The sequence below is a fragment of the Kaistella gelatinilytica genome (assembly GCF_015679325.1).
Taxonomy (GTDB): Bacteria; Bacteroidota; Bacteroidia; order Flavobacteriales; family Weeksellaceae; genus Kaistella; species Kaistella gelatinilytica.
Map to the genome: position 1 here is coordinate 1,191,776 of NZ_JADPVI010000001.1, position 23,321 is coordinate 1,215,096.

Below are 23,321 nucleotides of genomic sequence, written 5' to 3' on the forward strand. Positions count from 1 at the left end.
TAAAATAATATCTTTGAACAAACTATGAAATGATACTTAAAAACCTCAACTATCCTCTCGATTTTAAATTTAAAATTACCACGATCTCCAGCGATTTTAATATTACCGACAAAAACGGAAATTATGTCGCTTATGTACGACAGAAAATATTCAAACTGAAAGATGACGTTATCATTTTCAATGATGAAAGCAAATCGCAGGAATTATTTCGGATCAAAGCGAATCAGTGGATTGATTTCAATGCATCTTTTTCGATAACGGATTTGGTGAACGGAAAAAACTTTGGCCGCCTTGCAAGAAAAGGAATGCGCTCGTTTTGGAAATCACAGTACAATATTTTGGATGAAAACGATCAGCAGAAATATCAAATCAACGAGGACAATGCGTGGACAAAAGTTCTAGATGGCTTTGTAGGCGAAATTCCGATTGTAGGAATGTTTACAGGATATTTCCTCAATCCTTCTTACACTGTAAAGGACAATTCTGGAAAAGAATTTTTCAGACTGAAGAAAATGCCTTCTTTAATTGGAAGAAGATTTCAGCTCGACCGACTCATCGATATTCCGGATGAAGACGAATCCCTGGTTGTCTTAAGTTTTTTGATGATGGTGCTTTTAGAAAGAGCCAGAGGTTAGCATTGAAGATCGACAATGAATGGTAAATGATGAATGATAGAAATTTTAAAGGCATTTTTCTACTTCAAAAATAAGGCTGTTAAATACTATTAAAATTAAGAATTTACGCTTTCGAATTTTTCGAGAGCGTTTTTTTATTTGTAAATTTGAAAGAAATATATCAAAAAATGGAATTATCACAATTGGAACCTCAACTGATCTGGAAGAATTTCTCCGCATTGAATTCAGTTCCAAGACCTTCAAAAAAAGAAGAAAAAGTAATTGAATTTATTAAAAAATTTGGCGAAAATCTGGGATTGCAAACGACCGTAGATGAAGTTGGAAATGTCATCATCAAAAAACCCGCGACCAAAGGAATGGAAGACCGAAAACCGATTATTTTGCAATCGCATCTTGATATGGTTCATCAAAAAAACAGCGATGTGAATTTCGATTTTGCAACGCAGGGAATTCAAATGGAAGTTGACGGTGATTGGGTAAAAGCAAAAGGAACCACTTTGGGAGCTGACAACGGAATTGGCGTGGCTTCGATCATGAGTGTTTTAGAAAGTAGCGATATTGCACATCCCGATCTGGAAGCACTTTTCACCATCGACGAAGAAACCGGAATGACCGGCGCAATGGGTTTAAAAGCAGGACAACTTCACGGCCAAATACTATTAAATTTAGATACAGAAGAGGACGATGAGATCGATATCGGTTGTGCCGGTGGAATTGATGTGACGGTATCTCAAAAATATAATGTTGAAGATTCGACCGGACAGATCGTAAAAATTTCGGTGAAAGGTTTGCAGGGTGGACATTCAGGAATGGACATTCACAAAGGTTTCGGAAACGCAAATGTAATTTTGGGGAGACTTTTATACACCGGAATTGAAAACCAAAATATTCAGTTAATTTCTATTGATGGCGGCGGTTTACGTAATGCGATTCCGAGGGAAGGAAACGCGGTTTTATCGGTCCGGAATTCAGTTGAATTTATCGACAATGCCAATGTTTTGAAAGCTTCCATTTTAGAAGAATTCGCTGATGTTGAAAAAGATCTGCAAATTAATATTGAGAATTTTTCAACCGCAGAAAAAGCGATCTCTGAAGAAGATTCGAAAAAAATAATTTTCGCCTTGAAATCAGCGCACAACGGTGTTTACAGAATGTCACCTGATGTTAAAGATTTGGTTGAAACATCAAATAACGTTGCGCGAGTATTATTGAGCAATGGCGAATTGACGATCATGAATCTTTCCCGTTCGTCTGTAGATTCCACAAAATCTGCAGTTGCAGAACAGCTAAAATCTGTTTTTGAATTAGCAGGAATGAATGTAGAATTCACCGGATCTTATCCAGGCTGGAAACCAAAACCAGGTTCAGAGATCGTAAAATTAATGGAAAAGATCTACGAAAAAGATTTCGGTGAAAAACCAATGGTTGTCGCTTGTCACGCAGGTTTAGAGTGTGGAATTATCGGCGCTAATTATCCAGAAATGGAAATGGTAAGTTTCGGTCCTACAATTCGTGGCGCGCATTCTCCGGATGAAAGAGCAAATATTCCATCCGTTCAGAAATTCTGGGGATTCTTGAAAGAGATCTTAGCAAATATTCCGACGAAATAACATTTATTTTAGAAAATAAAATATCCAAAAAGCAAATTTGTTTTTTGGATATTTTTTTATAGTAATTAGCACGAATTATAAAAATTCGAATATATTTATTTAGCAATCTTCTTTTTATCTTTTTTCTTTGATGAGGCTGTAAATAAGAATCCTAGTCCAACTCCCAGAACCATCATCATTACTGTTTGAGTTCTTTTTGAAGGAACAGGAATTGCCATTTCGCCATAAATTCTCATGGGTGATTCAGAAGGGTATTTTACATTTCCATCGGTATCAGTTTCAGCATTTTTTTTCATGACCAACCTCATCGCAGCCGACGCTGTGTTGATAACAGCTCTTGGAAATAATCCGTACAAAACTTTCATTACTTGCGCATAACCATCGGTAATCACACTTTTCTTTGGATTTTTTGCTGCTTCAATCATTTGTGCTGCTAATTCCCGTGGGTCTGAAGAAAAAGGTGGGATCTTAAAATCAAGTCCTGAATATTTTGCGGAATGCATATTACCCGTTGAACGCTGAATTCCGGGATACAATCCAACGATATGAATATTGGGTTCATCGGAAACCTCACCCTGTAATCCTTCTACCATTCCTCTGATCCCAAATTTTGTACTCGAATAAACGGTGGAATATGGAGCCGGCATCCAACCGCCGATAGAAACATTATTAATTAGAACACCTTCTTTCTGTCTTTTAAAAATGGGTAAAACGGCATACGAACCATGAAGGTAGCCCAGGAGATTTGTTTTCACAACCTGATCTAAAGTTTCTTCGGGAATATCTTCAAATTTTCCACTTGCCATTACTCCAGCATTATTCACCCAAAAATCGATTCGTCCGTTAAACTGTAAAGCTCTTTCTGCAAGGTTTTTCACTTCTTCCATATTCGAAACATCAGTTTGTACACCCAACGCAACTGCGCCTAGATCGTGACACAGGGAGACCGTTTCATCTAATCCTTTTTGTCCTCTTGCGCCTATCACGACATTGCAACCTTCCAATGCAAAAGCTTCAGCAGCCGCTCTTCCTACTCCACTAGTTCCGCCTGTAATTACGACCGTTTTTCCGGAAAGTATTTTAAATGTTCTGTCCTGTTGCAATATTGTATCCATTTTATTTATTTTGATTCTTCTTTATGCTATCAATTATTATGCAATTCGCTGTTAAGCATGATTTTATTTGGAAACTTTATGAGGTTAAAGAATCTTATAACTAAATCTGATCTCATCTTAATAAAATATTCTAATTTTAAAGTACAGAACTTCTTATTCTTTTCCTTTCGAAAAATTTAAAAATGAAAACAATGGTTTCAAATTATAATGATAGCAATATTTTCGAAAAATTAAAAGGACGTTTCGACTACAATATGAATAGACATGAAAATCTAAAATGGGCAGAAATTTTAGATAAATTAGAAAAAAATCCTGAAAAGCTAGAATCATTAAGACAAATGGAAGAAAGTGGCGGTGAACCTGATGTAGTCAATTTTGATGAAAAATCTGGTGAATATCACTTCTATGATTGTGCTGTAGAAAGTCCAAAAGGTCGCAGAAGTTTTTGTTACGATCAGGAAGCTCTTGATAAAAGAAAAGAAAATAAACCAAAGAATAATGCGGTCGAATCTGCAAAATCAATGGGAATAGAAATTCTGACAGAAGTAGAATATCGTTATCTGCAAACGCTGGGAAACTTTGATACCAAAACTTCAAGCTGGTTAAAAACTCCGGAAAATATTAGAAAATTAGGAGGTACTATTTTCGGAGATTTTCGGTTCGATACCATTTTCGTTTATCACAATGGTGCCGAATCATATTACGGCGGAAGAGGTTTTCGCGGAGTTTTAAAAGTTTAATTCTCAAAAAATATTTTAATAATAACCCCACAAAAAAATCCCGGAAAATTATTCCGGGATTTATATTTTTATCAAAGTCTTTGTTGCGAAAAAACAATCTCAACTAGGTTCTTTTTCCTTTTTACTTGGCTCTTAAAAACTAAGGATACGGCGCAACGATAACTTCCAGACCATCAATTTCTTCGGTAATATGGATCTGGCAACCTAGACGAGAATTTTTTTCAACATGAAAAGCTTCAGAAAGCATTGCATCTTCTTCGTCGCCCATTTCCTGTAATTTTTCAGAACCTTCTACAACATAAACCTGACAGGAAGCGCACATCGCCATACCACCACAAACGCCGATCGTTCCTTCTTCCGCCAATTCATAGGATCGAATTACTTCCATCAAATTCATCGACATATCAGTCGGCGCCATGATTTCATGCATATCTCCGTTCCGGTCGGTAATTTTTAGTTTAATATCCTGCATTGCTTATATTCTGGGCTCTTTTTAAATTTTACTTAAGTATAAAAAAATTAATCAATCTTTTTAACGACTGATTTTTCAGCCTCTTTTCGGCTTCCGTCGAAACCGTCAACTCCACTTACCGTTGTATATTTTAGGACATACTTTTTTCCCGGATTCAACATATTATAAACACTTTGACACATCAAAGTTGCTTCGTGAAAACCACATAAGATCAGTTTCAGTTTTCCCGGATAAGTATTGATATCGCCGATCGCGTAAACGCCCGGAATATTTGTTTGGTAATCCAGAGCATTGTTTACCACGATTGCATTTTTTTGAATTTCGAGACCCCAATTTGCCAGATCACCCAATTTTGGAGTAAGTCCGAAAAGCGGAATAAAATAATCGGTTTCCAGATCAAAAGTTTCGCCATCTTTTTCGATCGTAATGGCAGATAATTTTCCCTCGCCTTTAATTCCTGTTACTTCAGCGGGCGTCATCATCTTGATTTTTCCCTGATCTTTTAAAGCCTGAACTTTTTCAACAGAATCTAAAGCCCCACGAAATTCATTTCTACGGTGAATCAAAGTTACTTCACTTGCGATCTCCGCAAGAAAAATGCTCCAGTCCAAAGCAGAATCGCCACCACCGGCAATCACTACTTTTTTATTTCTGAAATGCTCCGGCTCTTTGATGAAATATTCAACGCCTTTTTCCTCGTAATCTGCAATATTTTCAATCGCTGGTTTTCTTGGCTCAAAAGTTCCTAAACCACCAGCAATTGCAACTGCTTTTGCATGATGAACCGTTCCTTTATTAGTGATCACTTCAAAAGTTCCGTCTTCCAGTTTAGTTAAAGTTTGCGCGGTTTCACCTAAGGTAAATCCTGGCTGAAACTGCTTAATTTGTTCCATTAAGTTATTCACTAATTCTCCCGCATTGATCGAAGGAAAACCTGGAATATCGAAAATAGGTTTTTTAGGATACAATTCGGTCAATTGTCCACCAGTTTGAGGAAGTGCGTCGATCAAGTGGCATTTCATTTTGAGTAAACCTGCTTCAAAAACTGCAAAAAGTCCCGTTGGTCCGGCTCCTATTATCAATATATCCGTTGTAATCATTCGATGATTTTATTTAGAAAATTATTTGCACAAATTTAAGAAAAATAAAAGAACGGCGGATTGCATAATACTGACAAATATCATTTTAAATCCCAATGAATTCAATGTTTTATATTTGTGGCAAAATTTTTGCAAAGTCAATGCCATGAAAAAGATTTTTAGTTTATTTATCGTACTGTTTTTCGTCTTGGGACACTCTCAAAAACTCAACAATATTCAATCCGGCGAAGTTTTAAATTATAGAATTCATTATGGATTTCTAAATGCAGGAACTGCCTCCTTGACGACGTTGAAAACCACCTATCAGGGAAAACCTCACTTTTACGTTAAAGGCTACGGAAGAACAACCGGTGCGGTTCGCGCTTTCTTTAAAGTAGAAGACAACTACGAAAGTTTCATCAATTATAATACAGGATTACCAAGTTTTTATGTTCGCAATGTGCAGGAAGGCGGTTATACGCAGCATTTTGAAACGGTTTTTAACCACGACAATAATACGCTGATCTTAACCGATAAAGAGAAAAATAATTCCAGAGTTATAAAAACGGTAAAAGATGTTCAGGATATGATCTCGGCTTTTTATTATTTAAGAGGTTTGAGTCCGGATGAATTAAAAGTTGGGAGTGTGAAAAAACTCAATGTCTGGATTGATGATGAGCTCTTCCCTTTCCAGTTAAAAGTGGTTGGATCAGAAAATGTTGCTACAAAATTTGGCACGATCAACTGTTTAAAAATTGTACCGCAAGTAATTAGCGGCCGTGTTTTTAAAGATAAAGAAGGCGTTACACTTTGGGTGAGCAACGATCGAAATCTAATTCCAATTGCTGTGAAAGCAGAGTTGGCGGTTGGTTCTTTAAAAGCCAGTTTAGACTCGTACAAAAACGTAAAATATCCGCTGAACTTTTAAATAAAATTTCAGCAATCATAATATTAATCGGCTTCGGTCGATTTTTTTTGTTTTGATGTAACAAAGTGTGCTAAATAGTTGTCTTATTTCTAAGAAAACAAATAACTTCATGAAATCCCGATTATTAGCGACCTTAACCCTCTTCATTTACGGACTGCATTTCTCGCAAAAAATTGAGAAAGACTCTATCGTTCGTAAAAGTGTTACCGCTCAAAAAATCACTATGCCTCCAAAAATAGATGGGATTTTAGATGAAGAAGTTTGGAAAAATGCAGCACCTGCTAAAAACTTTGTAGAATTACAACCACAAAATGGTAAAGCGGAATCACCTGAATTTAGAACGGAAGTAAAAATATTGTACGACGATACCGGAGTTTATTTTGGTGCAAAAATGTACGATCCGGAACCTGACAAAATCGCAAAAGAATTGGTGGAGCGCGATAATGTCGGAAATGATGATTTTTTTGATGTTGTCTTAAACGGTTATAATGATAAACAGCAAAGTTTAGAATTTATGGTCTTGCCAAATGGCGTTCAGTTTGATGCAAAAATGACCAACGATTATGGCGAAGATTCCAACTGGAGCGCTGTTTGGTACAGCGCAGCAAAAATTGACAACGAAGGATGGACCGTGGAAATGAAAATTCCCTATTCAGAATTACGTTTTCCGAAAAAAGATATTCAGGAATGGGGACTTAATTTTGTGAGAATAATCAGAAGAACAAAAATAAAAACGACCTGGAATTTCATCGATAACAAAAAAGGTTCTTTTAATCTGTACGACGGAGTTTTAAAAGGAATTGAAAATATAAAACCTCCGACCAGACTTTCCTTCCTACCTTATTTTTCTACTTACATCAATAATTTCGACAGCAAAACAACAACCAGTATAAATGGTGGAATGGACGTTAAGTACGGGATTAATGACGCATTTACCTTAGACACAACTTTGATTCCGGATTTTGGGCAAACTGCTTTTGATGATAATATTTTAAATTTAGGACCCTTCGAACAGCAGTTTTCAGAGAAGCGCTCCTTTTTTACAGAAGGCACAGAATTATTCAGCAAAGGCAACTTATTTTATTCACGCCGAGTTGGAGATTATCCTTCCAGAGAACCTAACATCGGAGAAAATGAATCTGTGGTAGGAACCATTCAGAAAGTAAAATTACTGAACGCCACCAAAATTTCCGGACGAACCAATAAAGGTTTGGGAATAGGCTTCTTCAACGGCGTTACGAAGAAAACTGACGTAGAAATCAAAAATGATATTACAGGACAAACCCGTTTTGAAACCATCGAACCTTTAGCCAATTATAATGTTTTGGTTTTTGATCAGCGATTCAATGGGAATTCTTCAGTCTCTTTGATCAACACCAATGTAACCAGAGCCGGAGATTTTAGAGATGCAAATGCAACTGCGTTACTGGCAGATCTGACCGATAAGAAAAACAAATACAATCTCTATGGAGGTTTCCGCGGCAGTTATGTGAAAGATGGCACTGGTAATTTTGGCACCAACATTAATGGCGGAGTCAAAAAAATATTCGGAAAAAGCAATTATGAAATAGGTTTCGAAGCGATCACGAAAAATTATAACATCGATGATCTGGGCTACACCGGTGAAACAAATAAAATTCATTACAACGCAAATTACCACTATGGCCTTTTGCAACCTACCAAAAACTTCAATAATATTAATCTGAATATAAATTTAGATTACGCAAGAAGATTAGATACGGATTTATTTAAAAATTTTAAAGTTAATTTAAACTTTAATTTTCAAGATAAAAAGTTCCGAAACTATGGTGGTGGTTTAGAAATTACTCCAAATGGACAAAACGACTTGTATGAACCACGTGTTTTCGGAAAATATTTAGCCATTCCTTCTTATGTAAATCCATGGATTAATTTCAATTCTGACAACCGTAAAAAATTTACTTATAATTTGAGTTTAGATTATTACGCTTTTGATCAGACTGGAAGAAATCAATTTGATAATGAAATTGCCCTAAAATACCGGGTTTCCGACCATTTTTCTGTGAGTTATGCTGTAACTTATAATATCAGTAACCAGGACCAAGGTTTTGCAGGAAAAGATGCCGATAATATTTACATCGGAACCAGAAATAGAAACACGGTGATCAATGCACTCACTTCAAATTATACCATTAATAATAAGATGGCTTTGACCTTTAATTTAAGACATTATTACACGGAAGTGACCTACAAAAATTTCGGGATCTTGCAAGATGATGGAAGCGTTTCACCAACAAACAATTATTCCACCGACAACAAAACATTCAATGCATGGAATGTAGATCTGCGCTATTCGTGGTGGTTTGCTCCTGGAAGTCAGTTGACGCTGCTTTATCAAAATGCGGCGCAAAACTATCTGAACTATTCTAAAATTAATTTCAACAAAAACTTCAGCAATTTGTTTAATGAGCCGATGAACAATACATTGAGTTTAAAAGTCACTTACTATATTGATTATAATCAGGCGAAAAACTGGTTTAAGAAGAAGAGCTAAATTCCTCAGTTATTAATAAAAAGAAAGCTTCCGGAATATTTCGGAAGCTTTTCTATTTATCTTAAAAGGATTCAGATGGAATCTTTTATTTTTTCTCTAATTAAAGGCTTTTGAACTGTTCCAACATTCTCTTATCATTTTCGAAGAACATTCTGATGTCGCTCATTTGATACAACAACATGACAATTCTTTCGATTCCCATTCCAAAAGCATAACCGGAGTATTTATCAGCGTCGATATTGACGTTTTTCAAAACCGCTGGATCAACCATTCCGCAACCCATAATTTCTAACCAACCTGTTCCCTTTGTAATTCGGTAATCGGTTTCTGAGTTCAAACCCCAGTAAACATCAACTTCCGCAGAAGGTTCTGTGAACGGGAAATAAGAAGGTCTCAATCTGATTTTTGATTTCCCAAAAAGTTCCGTGGTGAAAAACTGAATCGTTTGTTTGAGATCTGCAAAACTTACATTTTCGTCAATGTACAAACCTTCAATCTGATGGAAAATACAGTGTGAACGCGAAGAAATTGCTTCATTTCGGAAAACTCTTCCCGGAGATAAAATTCTGATCGGCGGTTCGTTTTCTTCCATATATCGAATTTGAACGGAAGAAGTATGTGTTCTCAACAAAATATCCGGAGCCGTTTCGATGAAGAAAGTATCCTGCATGTCTCTCGCCGGATGATATTCTGGTAAATTAAGTGCCGTAAAATTATGCCAGTCGTCTTCAATTTCCGGACCGTCTGCAACTGCAAAACCGATGGATTTAAAGATTTCCGTAATTCTGTTTCGCACCAAATTAATGGGATGGCGCGTTCCTAATTCTGATGGAAATCCTGGTCTTGTTAAATCTTCTTTTTCAAGAATAATCTTAAAACTTGTCGCGGCTTTTAAATCTTCCAGTTTAGTTTCAACGGTTTGTTTCAACGTATTGATTTTTTGGCCAAATTCTTTTTTCTGTTCGTTGGGAACTTCTTTAAACTGTGCCAAAATATCATTAATCAAACCTTTTTTACCACTGAATTTTATGCGGAATTGTTCAATTTCATCTTTACTCGTCGTAGTGAAATTTCCTACTTCAATCAATAATTCCTCAATCTTTTCTAACATCTTTAAATTATAATAGGTTGCAAAAATACGATTTTTCCTCTAAAAAATTTTGGTGGAGGATAACTAAATTTATTTTAAAGAATAGTAATAAAATTAGTATTTTTATTTCATCCACAAAGTGACAATAATTTTGACTGTGCTTTTTTTAACACATAAGTCACATTAGTTTTTAGTTTTTTATTGAAATACAAAGATCACAGAAGATTTACAAGAAAATTACAGAAGAAAACCTTAATATTCTTAATCCTTCATCAAAACTTAATGGTTGAATCCTTAAAGTTTGAAAGGTAATATTGTAAAAAAATTTGTGCCTTAAAAGTTTATTAAGCTGTTTTTAGTTTTCCATAAAATCCAAAAACTTTTCAATCGCCTGTTTTCTATGGCTGATTTTATTCTTCTCTTCGGATTTCATTTCAGCAAAAGTAATTTCGTAGTTGTCTGGAATAAAAATCGGATCGTAACCAAAACCTTTTTCTCCCCGAATTTCCTGCGTTAAATTACCGTAAATCCTTCCTTCAAAATAATTGGTTCCACTTTCATCAACCAAACACATCACCGTTACGAAATAAGCTTTTCGGTTTTCTTGATCTTTCAATTCCTCCAGAACTTTCGCCATATTTTTTGCAAAATCGTGATCTCCCGCGTAACGTGCGGAATAAATTCCGGGTCTTCCATCCAAACCTTCGACAACCAAACCGGAATCATCGCCAAGACTCGCTTTTCCTGTTTTTTCAAAACAATATTTTGCTTTGATGAGCGCATTCTCGTGAAAGGTCAATCCGTCTTCAACAATTTCGTCGTAGATGTTGTAATCGGTTAAAGAAGTGACTTTATAGTAATCGCCTAAAATCTGCTGAATTTCTTCTTTTTTGTGCTGATTGTGAGTGGCGATGAGGATTTCTTTGTTCATGAGTAATGGGTAATAAGTAATGGGCAATGAATGATGAGTAGTGGAGAGAGGTGATTAATTTTCAGAATAATGAACACGGTATTTTTTCATAAAGAGGTAATAAAAAACACTGAATAAAATAATTCCGAAGCCTAAAATTAAAAATTCTGAGACATGAAACGTTTCTGCAAAACTTTCGGTTTTTCCGTAAAAGATGAGAATTGAAGAAATCAAATTATTAAAAGCATGCAATAGCATCGATAAAAGCAAAGATTTTGTTTTATAATACACCAATCCTAAAACGGAACCGAGTAAAACTGCTCCTACAAATTGCCACGGATTCCCATGAACCAATCCGAAAACCAGGGCTGAGATTCCTATTGCTTTCCAGGGTTTTACGCCTTTATTCATTAATCCTTTCTGAATAATTCCACGAAAAACGATCTCTTCAAAAATCGGCGCCATAATAACGGCAAGTACGATTAATGTTGCATGGTCATTTGTCATTTGCTCCATTAATTTAGAAAAGTATTCGTAATATTTTCCGAAAAAAGGTCCTTTTACAGGAATTTGAGCTGTAATAAATTCACCGATCAACATCATTCCAAACATCATTGGAAAGATTAAAAGGTAAGTCATGAAATTAGTTGGAGAAAAATTAAAATTCAACTTTCTGCCAGTTTGCGGTCTCGCTATAAAATAATCGAAAGCGAAAATAGCTCCTAAAAAACCCGCCGCATTGGCAATTAAAAAATAAAAATCTTTGTACTGCAGATTTTCATTAAAGGCGAAAATAGAGATCACGTTTGCAACCGCAACAATCGAACTGCCTACAATCATTCCGCCAATTAAAGCGAAAGCACCTTGCCAGTTGAAAATATAATTTTTTCTGAGAGAATTTTCGTTCATTAAATTTTGTTTCGGCAAAGATAAATTAAAATGTAAAGACACCACATTGTTAAAACCTAAAAACAACAATGCAATAATCAAACAGACAATAATTCATCAATCTATTTTGGCAAAAATAAGTTCATTCATTCACGTTGAAAAATCACAATTTGAATCAACCTTCCATTTTCATGTCTCATAAAAAAACACGATTTTTGCAGTCTCAAAATTTATTATGTCAGAACTCCTCAAAGAAATAGAAAGAAGAAAAACCTTCGGAATTATCTCGCATCCCGATGCCGGAAAAACTACGCTTACAGAAAAGTTGCTTCTTTTTGGAGGTGCAATTCAGGAAGCTGGTGCGGTAAAATCGAATAAAATTAAAAAAGGAGCGACTTCCGATTTTATGGAGATCGAAAGACAGAGAGGTATTTCTGTAGCGACTTCCGTTTTGGCTTTTGAATATAAAAATCATAAAATAAATATCCTCGATACTCCCGGTCATAAGGATTTCGCGGAAGATACTTACCGAACTTTAACCGCCGTAGATTCTGTAATCGTTGTCATCGACGTTGCAAAAGGTGTCGAAGAACAGACGGAAAAACTTGTGAAAGTTTGCCGAATGCGTAATATTCCGATGTTGGTTTTCATCAATAAATTAGACCGGGAAGGAAAAGATGCTTTCGATCTGTTAGATGAAGTGGAGCAGAAATTAGGTTTAACCGTAGTTCCGCTTTCTTTGCCAATTGGGATGGGAAGCGATTTTCAGGGAATTTATAATATCTGGGAAAATAATATTCAGTTATTCTTAGAAGATAAAAAGCAAAAAGTTGGTGAAGCGATTAAGTTTGATGATATCAATGACACCAAAATCGATGCGATCATAGGAGAAAAAGCTGCTGCCAGTTTGAGAGAAGAACTGGAACTGGTACAGTCTGTTTATCCGCCTTTTGATCGACAGGATTACTTGAATGGCGATCTGCAACCGGTTTTCTTTGGTTCTGCTTTGAATAATTTTGGAGTTCGCGAATTATTGGATGCTTTTATCGAGATCGCGCCAAAACCTCAACCGAAAGAAAGCGAGACCAGAATTGTAAAACCAGAAGAAAAAGATTTCACCGGATTTATTTTTAAAATTCACGCCAACATGGATCCGAAACACCGCGACAGATTGGCTTTCGTGAAGATCGTTTCCGGAACCTTTAAGAGAAATGAAAATTATTTGTTGGTTAGAGATAACAAAAAAATGAAATTCTCTTCACCGAATGCCTTCTTCGCGGACAAGAAAGAAATCGTAGATGAAAGTTTTCCAGGCGATATCGTCGGACTTCATGATACAGGAAATTTCAGAATTGGTGATACTTTGACAGCTGGCGAAAAAATCTCCTTCAAAGGCGTACCGAGTTTTTCTCCGGAACATTTCAGATATATTAATAACGATGATCCGTTGAAGGCGAAACAGCTTGCGAAAGGAATCGATCAGTTGATGGATGAAGGTGTGGCGCAATTATTCACGCTCGACATGAATAACCGAAAAATTATCGGAACGGTTGGAGCTCTTCAGTATGAAGTTATTCAGTACCGTTTGGAACATGAATATGGTGCGAAATGCAATTACGAAGCGCTTTCCATTCATAAAGCATGTTGGATCGAAGCCGACGAAAAGTCCGACGAATTCAAAGAATTTGCGAGATTGAAACAAAGATTTATGGCGAAAGATAAATACGGACAACCCGTATTTTTAGCTGATTCTTCTTTTACGATCCACATGACGCAGGAGAAATTCCCGAATGTGAAGCTGCATTTTATTAGTGAATTTAAGAAAGAGTAAATACTTACACCACAACGTTACAAAGGTTTTGACGGGTTTTTGACATATAAGTCACATTAGTTTTTTAGTGAATGTTATACTTCATAAAAGTTCACATTAAACTATTCGTTGTTCAATACACTTTAAAATTAACATTCATTTTATGAACTTCACGCAGGATCTATATCGTTAGTCTTTTGTGACTTTTGTAGTTCGACATTTTAACTTTGTAAAGTTGTTGTAAAATGATTTGCAAAATACGCATTTACAGACTCTTAATTAATTTAGGAGTCTTTTTTTATTTTTTAGGGAATACTATTTGATTCTACCCGATTGTAAAATTTAAAATGATAATGAAGAAAATATTTTTAGGTCTTTTTATTTCAGGGGCTTTAATTTCATGTGATAAAAGTACCATTCAACAAACCACAGATTCCATCAAACATGCGGACAGTCTTTTCACGAAAGCGAATGATGGTTTGAAAACTCTAGATTCTATTTCAAAAACCATTAATGATTCTGATGGTATTGCTAATAGAGTCATCCTTCCGGAAATTCAAAGACAGAAAAAATCAATCGACAGTACCATCAAATCCGGCGGTTGGAAAATTGATTCCATTAATAAAGAAATTGAAAAAATAACAAAACATGTCGTGGTCGGAACCGATGTCGCAAAAACTTTAGATTCTGCGAACGACGCGTTGAATAGTGGTGAAAGTCCTATAAAAGTTTTGACGAGAACGGCGGACAAAATTTTAAAACAAACAAAACGACAAACTCAACCGTCAAATCCTTCTCCAAATAATGGTGCAAAATCTCCAGATCAAAATAATACGGTTGTTATTCCGCCGATTGTCGAAAAAAATCCTTTGGTAAAAACGGCAAAAATAGAAATTGAAGTCGAAGATTTGCAGACCTCGAACGCTCTTTTAAAACAGAAAATTCGGGAAAACAATGCGGATCTGGTGACTGAAAATCTGAGTGCGAAAGAAGGTTATCAAAGAGAATATGTCACCGTAAAAGTGCCGCTTCAAAATTTTGATCAACTGGTTGGAAACGTTTCTTCTCAAATTGGAAATTTAAAAACAAAAGAAGTAGAGTCGGAAGGAATCGATTATGTTTCGGGACAAATGTGCGATGTTGAAATTACGTTGGTTCAAAATGAAAAACTGGGCGGAAACGCGTTAAGTAAAGATGAATCTGCAAAAAACCCAGATTCTTTCGGCTCAAAATCATCAAATGCTTTTATGGACGGCTTTAAAGTTTTAGGAACGGTGATGATCGCGATTCTTCCCTTTTGGCCGCTGTTTCTGATTGCAGGATTAGTTTGGTATTTCATCCGAAGAAATAAAAGAAAAGCCGCTGAAAAAGCTTTTGAAAACAATAAAAATATTGTTCAGCCAAAAACCATTAGTGAAGAAAAAGCGGTAGAAAACGAGCCTGAAATTAGTGAAGTGAAAACTGATGAACCCACCGATTACTCCAAATATTTACCGAAGAATTAAAAGGTAAATTAATTTTGGCCAAAACAATTTTAAACTAAAAAAAAAAACAGGTTAAAGCCTGTTTTTTCTATTTTTATTAATTTATTAAAAGTAAAAACTTTATTCTTCAGTCATCGCATAAACCGCAAAACTTGCTAACCAGTGATCGCCGCCATAATTCCCCTGAAAAAGAAGTGGTAATGCATTATTTAAAAACAACGTCGAAGTTTCAGCCAATTGTTTTTTAAGCGGATGGTGATCTGGTAAAGCTTTAGAAATTGCTTTCATCGTCCAGGCTCGCGTGAAGGAAAGTCCGACCAGATGAACGGTTTGAAAATCATTGATATCACTGATGATGGGAATTTCGGAGATGTTCGCAATACTTTTTTTATCGTAGAAAGCATTGAACCATTTTACAAAGTCTTTTTGAGGTAAAACTCTTCGCATCAGATCGGCGATCTCGAGACTTGGGGAAAAGAAATCACTTCCATCCGGTTCCAGATAAGCTGGAGTTTTGCGGTCGTTCAAATAGAAATATTTTGCTTTTTCATTTAGCTGACCTAAAAAAATCTCATCGTTTGCAGCTTTTGCCCAATCGATGGCAAATCCCAGTGCAAAAGCAGAATTAGGGTGAACTCCGGTTCGGTTTGGGTAAGTTTGTTTAGGCAAATAAATTTTCCAGAGTCGCAGAATTTCATCGGTCAAAGGTTTCAAATTCTGGTGCCATATTTTAGCCTGCGGATCATCCCAGGTCATCAATTCTTCGTCCAGTTTAAGAATCCACGCCCAACCATAAGTTCTTTCAAAATTAGCAGAAATTTCATATTTAGTGAAGTAAGCGGATTCTTCTTTAATTTTTTCAGCCTGAAATGAATTAGCTAAAAGCGCAATGATTTCCTTTCTGTTCGCCAAATTTGGTTTTGATTTTAAGAGGCGAATTAACATCCAATGCCCGTGAACAGAAGAATGCCAGTCAAAACACCCATAAAAACTGGGATGTAAATCAGAAGGCGACAACAAAACTTCCTGTTCGTTATTAATGATATGCGCCGTCTTATTGGGATATTCCTGATTGATGCATTTCATTGGTTTTTCTGCCAACTTCATTGCGATGTCATGTGTGAATTTTGGTAAAACTTGAGCGTTTAATGCAAAACTGCAGAAAAGTGCAATAGGTAAGATCTTCTTCATTTTAATATTGGTCAATTCTAATGACTGAGCGATTTGAATTTACCGGTTACAAAGTAAAAAAAGATTCCTGCACCAATTAATAACACGATATAAATGATGATCAGAATCTTCTGTTTTTTCAAAACCGATAAAAGCAGCAAACCTAAAATCCCGACTACCAAAAGACCCATTTTTTGAAAGGGATCTTTTAAAAACAGGGAAACTGCAACGAGTCCTAAAGACAGGAAATGGAGCACACGCTCTCTTCTTAATATCAATTCTTTCATAATTAATTTTTCATTGTTTTAAAATGATCATCTGCAATCGCCTACTTTTTATCGGAAATTATTTGCAAAACTTGTTAATGGCGATTTCATGGCCTAAAAATAAGAAATCCTTTCAAACAAGTTGAAAGGATTTTCTTTTTATTTCAAATGAATATTTTTAATGTTCTTCATTTGTTATTTGGACTCGTCAACGTTGAAGTTACCGGCGTTTCCAAACTAATTGTTTTATTACTATTTCATATTGACCACCTTATCTACGACATAAGTCGTATTTCCTCTCCAGGGAAGAACGCCGTGATATTCTTTGTAATGGAGATCAAACGTTTTACCGTTGTTCACTTCTAAGACTTTAAATATCGCTTCATCTTCGATAGAAAATTCGAATTCATAGCTTGTTAAACTTCCTGTTTTTGCATTGGCTCCAAAACCTTGCTGAATGAGCTTTCCTTCGTATGTCTTGAAAACGTTGCCTTTTTTAACCGCGTAATTCAGCACACCGGATTTTACACCTTCACCGAAAACGAAGTAATATTTATACCACGTAAATCCACTCAATAAAAGCAGAACTGCAACCAGGATCACCCAAAAATATTTCATAGGAAGTTTTTTTATTACTTAGAATTTTTAACAATACTACGGGAAATTACAATTTTCTGGATCTCAGAAGTTCCTTCGTAAATCTGTGTAATTTTCGCATCACGCATCATTCTTTCTACATGATATTCTTTTACATAACCGTAACCACCGTGAATTTGTACTGCTTCAATACTCGTATCCATCGCAACTTGAGAAGAATATAATTTTGCCATTGCACCTATTTCTGAGATATCTTTTCCTTCATCTTTTTCAACCGCCGCCTTATAACACAACATTCTCGCCGCCATGATCGACGTCGCCATATCTGCTAATTTAAAAGCAATCGCCTGATGATTGATGATCTCCGTTTTAAAGGCTTTTCTCACCTGCGCATATTTCAAAGACAGCTCGTAAGCACCAGATGCGATTCCCAAAGCTTGAGAAGCGATCCCGATTCTACCGCCATTTAAGACAGCCATTGCGAAATTAAAACCAAAACCGTCTTCACCGATCCTGTTTTCTTTCGGCACTTTCACATCCGTAAATAATAAAGAATGCGTGTCGCTTCCTCTAATTCCGAGTTTATCTTCTTTCGGTCCGATCGCAAAACCTTCCCAACCTTTTTCAACGATAAAAGCATTGATTCCTTTATGTTTTTTTTCAGGGTCAGTTTGAGCGATCACAATATAGTAAGTCGCGGTTCCACCATTGGTGATCCAGTTTTTGGTCCCGTTTAAAATATAATGATCTCCTTTGTCAACCGCGGTTGTTTGTTGTGAAGTCGCATCAGATCCCGCTTCCGGTTCAGACAATGCAAAAGCACCGATTACTTCCCCACTTGCGAGCGGTTTCAAATATTTCATTTTCTGCTCTTCATTACAGAATTTTTCTAATCCGGCACAAACTAAAGAATTGTTTACCGACATTACGACTGCTGCAGAAGCATCTATTTTTGCGATCTCCTCGATCGCTAAAACGTAAGAAATACTGTCCATTCCGGCACCACCATATTTAGGATCGACCATCATTCCCATAAAACCCAACTCTCCCATTTTCTTTACTTGCTCGTGCGGAAATTTCTGTTGGTTGTCTCTTTCTATAACTCCAGGTAAAAGTTCAGTTTGAGCAAAATCTCTTGCGGCTTGCTGAATCATCAACTGTTCTTCAGATAAATTAAAATTCATAAAAAAGTATATATGTTGTCTGTAAATTTACGTAATTTCTTAAACGTGAAAAATTTAATTATGCAAGTCTATGAATATTTCTTAAAAACGAAAATTTTATAAACAATTAATGATAAATATACGCTTTTTGCTTAAAAATTAAGAACTAAAAATACTTTTTGCTGTTTAAAATAAAAATGATATTTTTACAAATATGCAAATTAAATTTACTTAATATTACGCACAACTAAGAAAAACAAGCTATGTCTATAAAAAGAATTTTCGATTTTGCTCATGAAGCATTACAAAAATATCCGCAAGATGAAATGTTCATCACAAAATATAACGGAGAATGGGAAAAAACTTCTACCAAAGAATATCTTCATCTTGGAAATCAAATTTCACGCGGACTATTAAAATTAGGAATTAAACCTGGTGATAAAATTGCCCTGATTACGACAGCGACGCGAACAGAATGGGCTGTAATGGATTTGGGAATTTCCCAGATCGGTGCAGTTTCGGTACCGGTTTATCCGAGTATTGCTCCCGATGATTTTGACTATATTTTTAATAATGCTGAAGTAAAATATTGTTTTCTGTCCGATAAAGATCTGCTGGAAAAAGTGCTGAAGATCAAACAAAATGTTCCGACTTTAAAAGGGGTTTTCAGTTTTGACGAAATTGAAGGAACTGCAAACTGGAAAGAAGTACTAGATCTGGGAAAAGATGAAGCCACGCAAAATGAAGTGGAAGATCTTTCAAAAAGCATTAATTCTGAAGATTTAGCTACGATCATTTTTACATCTGGAACTACAGGAAAACCAAAAGGGGTCATGTTGACGCATCAAAATATTGTTTCCAACGTTATCGCGTCGAATTCCAGAATTCCGCGCGTGAAGGGAATGGATTATACCGATGTAAAAATATTGAGTTTTTTACCGATCTGTCATATTTTTGAAAGAATGCTGTTTTATCTCTATCAATACAATGGCTACTCGATCTACTTCGCTGAAAGTATTGAAAAAATGGGCGATAACATTAAAGAAGTTCAACCTCATATCATGTCGGTTGTACCCCGTTTGATCGAAAAAGTTTATGATAAAATTTATGACAAAGGAACCAGCGCAGGAGGTTTAAAATCTAAAATTTTCCTTTGGGCACTTGGCGTAAATAAAGCCAAACAAAAATTAGGAAAACCTTCTGGATTACAGGAAATTATTGCCGACAAACTTGTATTTTCAAAATGGCGGGACGGTCTTGGTGGAAACATTATCACCCTCGTTTCAGGTTCAGCTGCATTATCGCCGCGACTCAATAAAATGTTCCAGAATGCGGGGATCCCAATATTGGAAGGATATGGTTTAACAGAAACTTCGCCCGTAATTGCGGTGAACAGTTTCGGTAAAATAAAAATTGGAACCGTTGGTCATGTTCTGGATAATCTGGAAGTGAAAATCCAGGAAGATGGGGAGATCACCGTAAAAGGACCTTCTATTTTCAAAGGTTATTTTAAAAATGAGGAACAGACCGCCGAAGCATTTACACCGGAGGGTTTTTTCAAAACCGGCGACATTGGGCATATTGATGAAGAAGGTTATCTGCATATCACAGACCGTAAAAAAGAAATGTTCAAAACATCCGGTGGAAAATATATCGCGCCTCAAGTTCTGGAAAATCAGGCAAAAGCATCTAAATTTATCGAACAGGTAATGGTTGTAGGCGACGGCGAAAAAATGCCATGTGCATTTATACAGCCCGATTTTAATTTTGCAAAAAACTGGGCAGAAAGAAAAGGTTTAAATATCGGAACAACACCCGAAGAAATTTCACAGAGCAAAGAGCTGAAAGAACGGATCGGAAAAGAGATCGATTATCTCAACACAAAACTGGGCAACTGGGAACAGATTAAAAGATTTGAACTCACGCCTGAAGTTTGGTCGATTGACCTCGGACTACTGACGCCAACTTTAAAATTAAAAAGAAAAGCAGTGAAAGAAAGATATCTGAAACTGTACAATAAAATGTATGGTCATGAGGATTAATTTTTGAGGTGCGAGATTCGTGTTTCAAGTCATGAGATCTTGAAAAAGTAAAATTATTGTAAGAGCACGGTTATTTTTGAGCCGTGCTTTTATATTTATTTAAAGAAAAATAGAAGAATAGCATTCACAAAAACATAAAAAAAAGAATGATAACAGAAATCAGCTTCGAGTATTGGAACAAACTTTCTAGCCAAACCGTTTTTATCGTTTCACTTTTGGGTGGTTTTTCAATTTTAGTCATTGCAAATCTTTTGGTTTCTGAGCTGAAGTCGAAACTTGTAAAATATATTCTTTTGACATCCACATTAGCCGCAGGTTTATTTCTGATCTCCATATTTGCATGGACCGCTGTTATGATGATGACGACTCCGGGATATCCTGAAAAAATTGATAGGGGCGAATTTACGTACCACAGAACGCTCGGCGCAGCTACTCTTTTACTGGGAATTATATCCTTACTATCTCTGATTTCTTTAGTCGGCTGGACCAAATCAAGAAAAATGGGAATTGTAACACAGTGATCTCAGTTTTAACTTTTATCTTGATATTGACCACCATCAGTTAATAGTGGTAAACTTCTTAAAATGTAATTTGAGTTGGTGTGAATTCAATACCAAAACACTACTTTTGGTAAAATATCTTTTCAATTAGTAATCAGACGAAAAAGAAATCATTCATCGAACAAAAAAGAATTTAATCCTTTAAAATAAATACCATGACAAATCTTCTAATTTTAGCACAAATTATTGTAGCAGCATCTGTAGCCTATGTTTGGATCTTCAGATACGACGTAATTATCAAAGAATTCAAACAATTCGGACTTAGTGATCTAACGCGAACGTTCGTGGGAGCAGCAAAAGTTTCCCTGGCCACGCTCTTGGTTGCAGGAATCTGGTTTCCCGCTTTGGTTGCAATACCTGCGATCCTGATGGGATTATTTATGGTCGCTGCACAGTATTTCCATTTCAAAATTAAAAATCCATTCATCAAACATTTGCCGTCGCTCGTTTTACTTATTTTATGTGCCTTCATCGCACTTGTTTCAATGAATATCATTTAAATATGAATTATTTACTGGTTTCCTGTATTTTAATTTCAAGCCTCTCTTTTGCGGGATATTCTATTTCTTATTTTGTTTCACCAAATATGAAGGAAGAATTTGAACGGTTTAACTTAAAGGGTTTTGGCATTTACGTAATTATTCTGGAAGCATTAGGAGCCATCGGTTTGCTCGTAGGTTTATTTTCTAAACCACTTTTGCTATTGTCCTCTGGCGGACTTGCATTATTAATGTTGCTTGGAGTACTAACAAGAATTAAATCAAAAGACAGTTTAAAGGTTTCATTACCCGCTTTATTTTTTATGATTTTGAATGCCTTTATATTTTACTTAGGAATTAGCCATTAAACTTAGAATCACCGACCAACAGCACCTTCTCAAAAGGAAAGGTTTTGTTTTCTATACTTTATAGTGTGAATAGTTGATCAAAATTAGATCTTCGGAAGAATTTAAAATAATAATTATCAAAAAAATGAATCAAGAAAAATTAGAAACTTTAACAGACGAACAACTTCTTGAACAAGTGAAGAAAAATAAATCCGGCAACATATTAAATGCAGTCTTAATTGGAATTTTGATCGGTATAGGAATTTATAGCAGTGTTAAAAATGGTTTCGGCTTTTTTACGGTCTTCCCTTTATTTTATGTTTTTACCTTATGGAAAAGTGGAAAAGATAAAAAAGCACTGGATAAAGAAATGGCAAACAGAAATTTACAATAAATAATGGCGGAAAATTGTAAATCTTGCGATACAGAAGTAATATTGAATTTCTGTCCAAACTGCGGCGAAGCCGCAAAACTAAAGCGAATCGACGGTCATTATATTATGCATGAAATTGAACACGTTTTGCATTTTGAACGGGGAATTTTGTACACGGTGAAAGAACTTTTCATCAATCCGGGACAAAGTATTAGAAAGTACATTTCGGAAAATCGAAGTCGTCTTGTAAAACCCATTATTTTCATCATTGTCACTTCCTTAATTTATACGATCATCAGTCATTATTTCCATATTGAAGACGAATATGTGAAGCAGGAAGGATTGCCCGCAAATTCAGCTTTTGTCAAGATCTTAACGTGGATGCAGGCAAATTACGGATATATGAATATTTTGACAGGAGGATTTATTGCGCTTTGGCTCAAAGTATTTTTCAAAAAATATGGATATAACTTTTTCGAATTGCTCATCATGCTTTGTTTCGTTTTGGGAATCTCCATGTTAATTTTTGCATTGTTCGCTTTAATAGAAGGTTTGACTCATATTAAACTTCTTAATGTTGCTGGAATAATTGGAATTATCTACTTGACTTGGGCAGTTGGAAATTTCTTTGAAAAAAATAAAATTGGCAACTATTTTAAAGCTCTTCTTTCTTATATCTTAGGATTTATCGCGTTCTTCATCGCCATCGGGATAATAGGAATTACAATCGATCTGCTCACAAAAAATTAAAACACAATATGAAAAGTATTTGGACTTCGACTTACGAAAACAACACCATAAAAATTATCAACACCTGGTTTTCAGGGGAAAAACTTTACGTAAATGACGAGTTGCAGGATAAGAAGTTTGGAGCAATTTCTTCAAACCATACAGGACATATCATGAACTTTAAAAATGAAAAAGAACTGATCAAAGCAACCATTTTCGGGTGGTACAAAGCAGAATGCATTCTATTCATCAATGATAAAGAAGTGGCGATAAAACAAGAAAAATAAGAGGATAATAAGAA

The 23,321-nt window shown here is 35.6% G+C and carries 24 protein-coding genes; 14 read left to right on the forward strand and 10 right to left on the reverse strand.

Translation table 11 applies throughout. The features are described 5' to 3' along the window. Positions 1-29 precede the first annotated feature (29 nt). Both IV494_RS05285 and IV494_RS05290 read left to right on the forward strand, forming a co-directional pair. The gene (locus IV494_RS05285) at positions 30-635 is read left to right on the forward strand and encodes an LURP-one-related/scramblase family protein (RefSeq protein WP_196079097.1); all 606 of its coding nucleotides are present in this window, start codon (positions 30-32) and stop codon (positions 633-635) included. A 167-nt stretch (positions 636-802) separates the two neighbouring features. Beyond that, positions 803-2,245: an aminoacyl-histidine dipeptidase gene (locus IV494_RS05290; RefSeq protein ID WP_196079098.1), complete on the forward strand. Its 1,443-nt coding sequence runs from the start codon at positions 803-805 to the stop codon at positions 2,243-2,245. A 95-nt stretch (positions 2,246-2,340) separates the two neighbouring features. Here the strand turns inward: IV494_RS05290 and IV494_RS05295 are convergent, their stop codons facing one another. Beyond that, positions 2,341-3,360, reverse strand: coding sequence for an SDR family NAD(P)-dependent oxidoreductase (locus IV494_RS05295; protein WP_230379908.1), 1,020 nt, complete (start codon positions 3,358-3,360; stop codon positions 2,341-2,343). A 182-nt stretch (positions 3,361-3,542) separates the two neighbouring features. Here IV494_RS05295 and IV494_RS05300 point away from each other — a divergent pair, with 182 nt between their 5' ends. Then, positions 3,543-4,100, forward strand: coding sequence for a DUF4256 domain-containing protein (locus IV494_RS05300; protein ID WP_196079099.1), 558 nt, complete (start codon positions 3,543-3,545; stop codon positions 4,098-4,100). Between the two features lie 139 nt (positions 4,101-4,239). Here the strand turns inward: IV494_RS05300 and IV494_RS05305 are convergent, their stop codons facing one another. Together IV494_RS05305 and IV494_RS05310 are read right to left on the reverse strand one after the other, a co-directional pair. Beyond that, entirely contained in the window at positions 4,240-4,572 is a 333-nt protein-coding gene (locus IV494_RS05305; RefSeq protein ID WP_196079100.1) for a 2Fe-2S iron-sulfur cluster-binding protein, read from the reverse strand. A 47-nt stretch (positions 4,573-4,619) separates the two neighbouring features. Further along, positions 4,620-5,672 (reverse strand): NAD(P)/FAD-dependent oxidoreductase, encoded by a 1,053-nt coding sequence (locus IV494_RS05310; protein ID WP_039354410.1) that lies wholly within the window; start codon positions 5,670-5,672, stop codon positions 4,620-4,622. A 145-nt stretch (positions 5,673-5,817) separates the two neighbouring features. On the opposite strand from IV494_RS05310, the gene IV494_RS05315 reads away from it, so the two are divergent. Both IV494_RS05315 and IV494_RS05320 read left to right on the forward strand, forming a co-directional pair. Continuing rightward, positions 5,818-6,579: a DUF3108 domain-containing protein gene (locus tag IV494_RS05315; RefSeq protein WP_196079101.1), complete on the forward strand. Its 762-nt coding sequence runs from the start codon at positions 5,818-5,820 to the stop codon at positions 6,577-6,579. 109 nt (positions 6,580-6,688) lie between these two features. After that, complete coding sequence (locus IV494_RS05320) at positions 6,689-9,112, forward strand: DUF5916 domain-containing protein (RefSeq protein ID WP_196079102.1); 2,424 nt, start codon at positions 6,689-6,691, stop codon at positions 9,110-9,112. 100 nt (positions 9,113-9,212) lie between these two features. On the opposite strand, the gene pheS is transcribed toward IV494_RS05320, so the two are convergent. The 3 genes from pheS to IV494_RS05335 form a co-directional block, all read right to left on the reverse strand. Then, positions 9,213-10,223: a phenylalanine--tRNA ligase subunit alpha gene (pheS, locus tag IV494_RS05325; protein ID WP_196079103.1), complete on the reverse strand. Its 1,011-nt coding sequence runs from the start codon at positions 10,221-10,223 to the stop codon at positions 9,213-9,215. A 334-nt stretch (positions 10,224-10,557) separates the two neighbouring features. Further along, positions 10,558-11,133, reverse strand: coding sequence for an RdgB/HAM1 family non-canonical purine NTP pyrophosphatase (rdgB, locus tag IV494_RS05330; RefSeq protein ID WP_196079104.1), 576 nt, complete (start codon positions 11,131-11,133; stop codon positions 10,558-10,560). A gap of 54 nt (positions 11,134-11,187) precedes the next feature. Next, on the reverse strand, positions 11,188-12,021 hold the full coding sequence (locus IV494_RS05335) for a CPBP family intramembrane glutamic endopeptidase (protein WP_196079105.1): 834 nt from the start codon (positions 12,019-12,021) through the stop codon (positions 11,188-11,190). Positions 12,022-12,235: 214 nt separating this feature from the next. Between IV494_RS05335 and IV494_RS05340 the strand changes: the two genes are divergently transcribed. Beyond that, positions 12,236-13,831, forward strand: a complete 1,596-nt coding sequence (locus IV494_RS05340) for a peptide chain release factor 3 (protein ID WP_196079106.1) — start codon at positions 12,236-12,238, stop codon at positions 13,829-13,831. Positions 13,832-14,163: 332 nt separating this feature from the next. Then, positions 14,164-15,315 (forward strand): DUF4349 domain-containing protein, encoded by a 1,152-nt coding sequence (locus IV494_RS05345; protein WP_196079107.1) that lies wholly within the window; start codon positions 14,164-14,166, stop codon positions 15,313-15,315. Positions 15,316-15,414: 99 nt separating this feature from the next. Here IV494_RS05345 and IV494_RS05350 read toward each other — a convergent pair whose 3' ends face one another. From IV494_RS05350 to IV494_RS05365, 4 genes are all read right to left on the reverse strand, one after another. Then, positions 15,415-16,485, reverse strand: coding sequence for a DUF2891 domain-containing protein (locus IV494_RS05350; RefSeq protein ID WP_196079108.1), 1,071 nt, complete (start codon positions 16,483-16,485; stop codon positions 15,415-15,417). A 17-nt stretch (positions 16,486-16,502) separates the two neighbouring features. Continuing rightward, positions 16,503-16,751 carry a hypothetical protein gene (locus IV494_RS05355; RefSeq protein WP_196079109.1) on the reverse strand — a complete coding sequence of 83 codons (249 nt, stop codon included), beginning with the start codon at positions 16,749-16,751 and terminating at the stop codon, positions 16,503-16,505. 231 nt (positions 16,752-16,982) lie between these two features. Then, positions 16,983-17,348 (reverse strand): hypothetical protein, encoded by a 366-nt coding sequence (locus IV494_RS05360; protein ID WP_196079110.1) that lies wholly within the window; start codon positions 17,346-17,348, stop codon positions 16,983-16,985. Between the two features lie 14 nt (positions 17,349-17,362). Beyond that, positions 17,363-18,511: an acyl-CoA dehydrogenase gene (locus IV494_RS05365; protein ID WP_196079111.1), complete on the reverse strand. Its 1,149-nt coding sequence runs from the start codon at positions 18,509-18,511 to the stop codon at positions 17,363-17,365. A gap of 242 nt (positions 18,512-18,753) precedes the next feature. On the opposite strand from IV494_RS05365, the gene IV494_RS05370 reads away from it, so the two are divergent. From IV494_RS05370 to IV494_RS05400, 7 genes are all read left to right on the forward strand, one after another. Continuing rightward, positions 18,754-20,532: an AMP-dependent synthetase/ligase gene (locus IV494_RS05370; protein ID WP_196079112.1), complete on the forward strand. Its 1,779-nt coding sequence runs from the start codon at positions 18,754-18,756 to the stop codon at positions 20,530-20,532. A gap of 146 nt (positions 20,533-20,678) precedes the next feature. Next, entirely contained in the window at positions 20,679-21,053 is a 375-nt protein-coding gene (locus IV494_RS05375; protein ID WP_196079113.1) for a hypothetical protein, read from the forward strand. Between the two features lie 194 nt (positions 21,054-21,247). Continuing rightward, positions 21,248-21,592, forward strand: coding sequence for a DoxX family protein (locus IV494_RS05380; protein WP_196079114.1), 345 nt, complete (start codon positions 21,248-21,250; stop codon positions 21,590-21,592). A 2-nt stretch (positions 21,593-21,594) separates the two neighbouring features. After that, positions 21,595-21,939 (forward strand): DoxX family protein, encoded by a 345-nt coding sequence (locus IV494_RS05385; protein ID WP_196079115.1) that lies wholly within the window; start codon positions 21,595-21,597, stop codon positions 21,937-21,939. A gap of 124 nt (positions 21,940-22,063) precedes the next feature. Continuing rightward, complete coding sequence (locus IV494_RS05390) at positions 22,064-22,312, forward strand: hypothetical protein (RefSeq protein ID WP_196079116.1); 249 nt, start codon at positions 22,064-22,066, stop codon at positions 22,310-22,312. A 3-nt stretch (positions 22,313-22,315) separates the two neighbouring features. Continuing rightward, a complete protein-coding gene (locus IV494_RS05395; RefSeq protein WP_196079117.1) occupies positions 22,316-23,041 on the forward strand; it encodes a DUF3667 domain-containing protein in 726 nt (241 codons plus the stop codon). A gap of 8 nt (positions 23,042-23,049) precedes the next feature. Next, positions 23,050-23,307, forward strand: coding sequence for a hypothetical protein (locus IV494_RS05400; protein ID WP_196079118.1), 258 nt, complete (start codon positions 23,050-23,052; stop codon positions 23,305-23,307). The last annotated feature ends 14 nt before the right edge of the window (positions 23,308-23,321 follow it).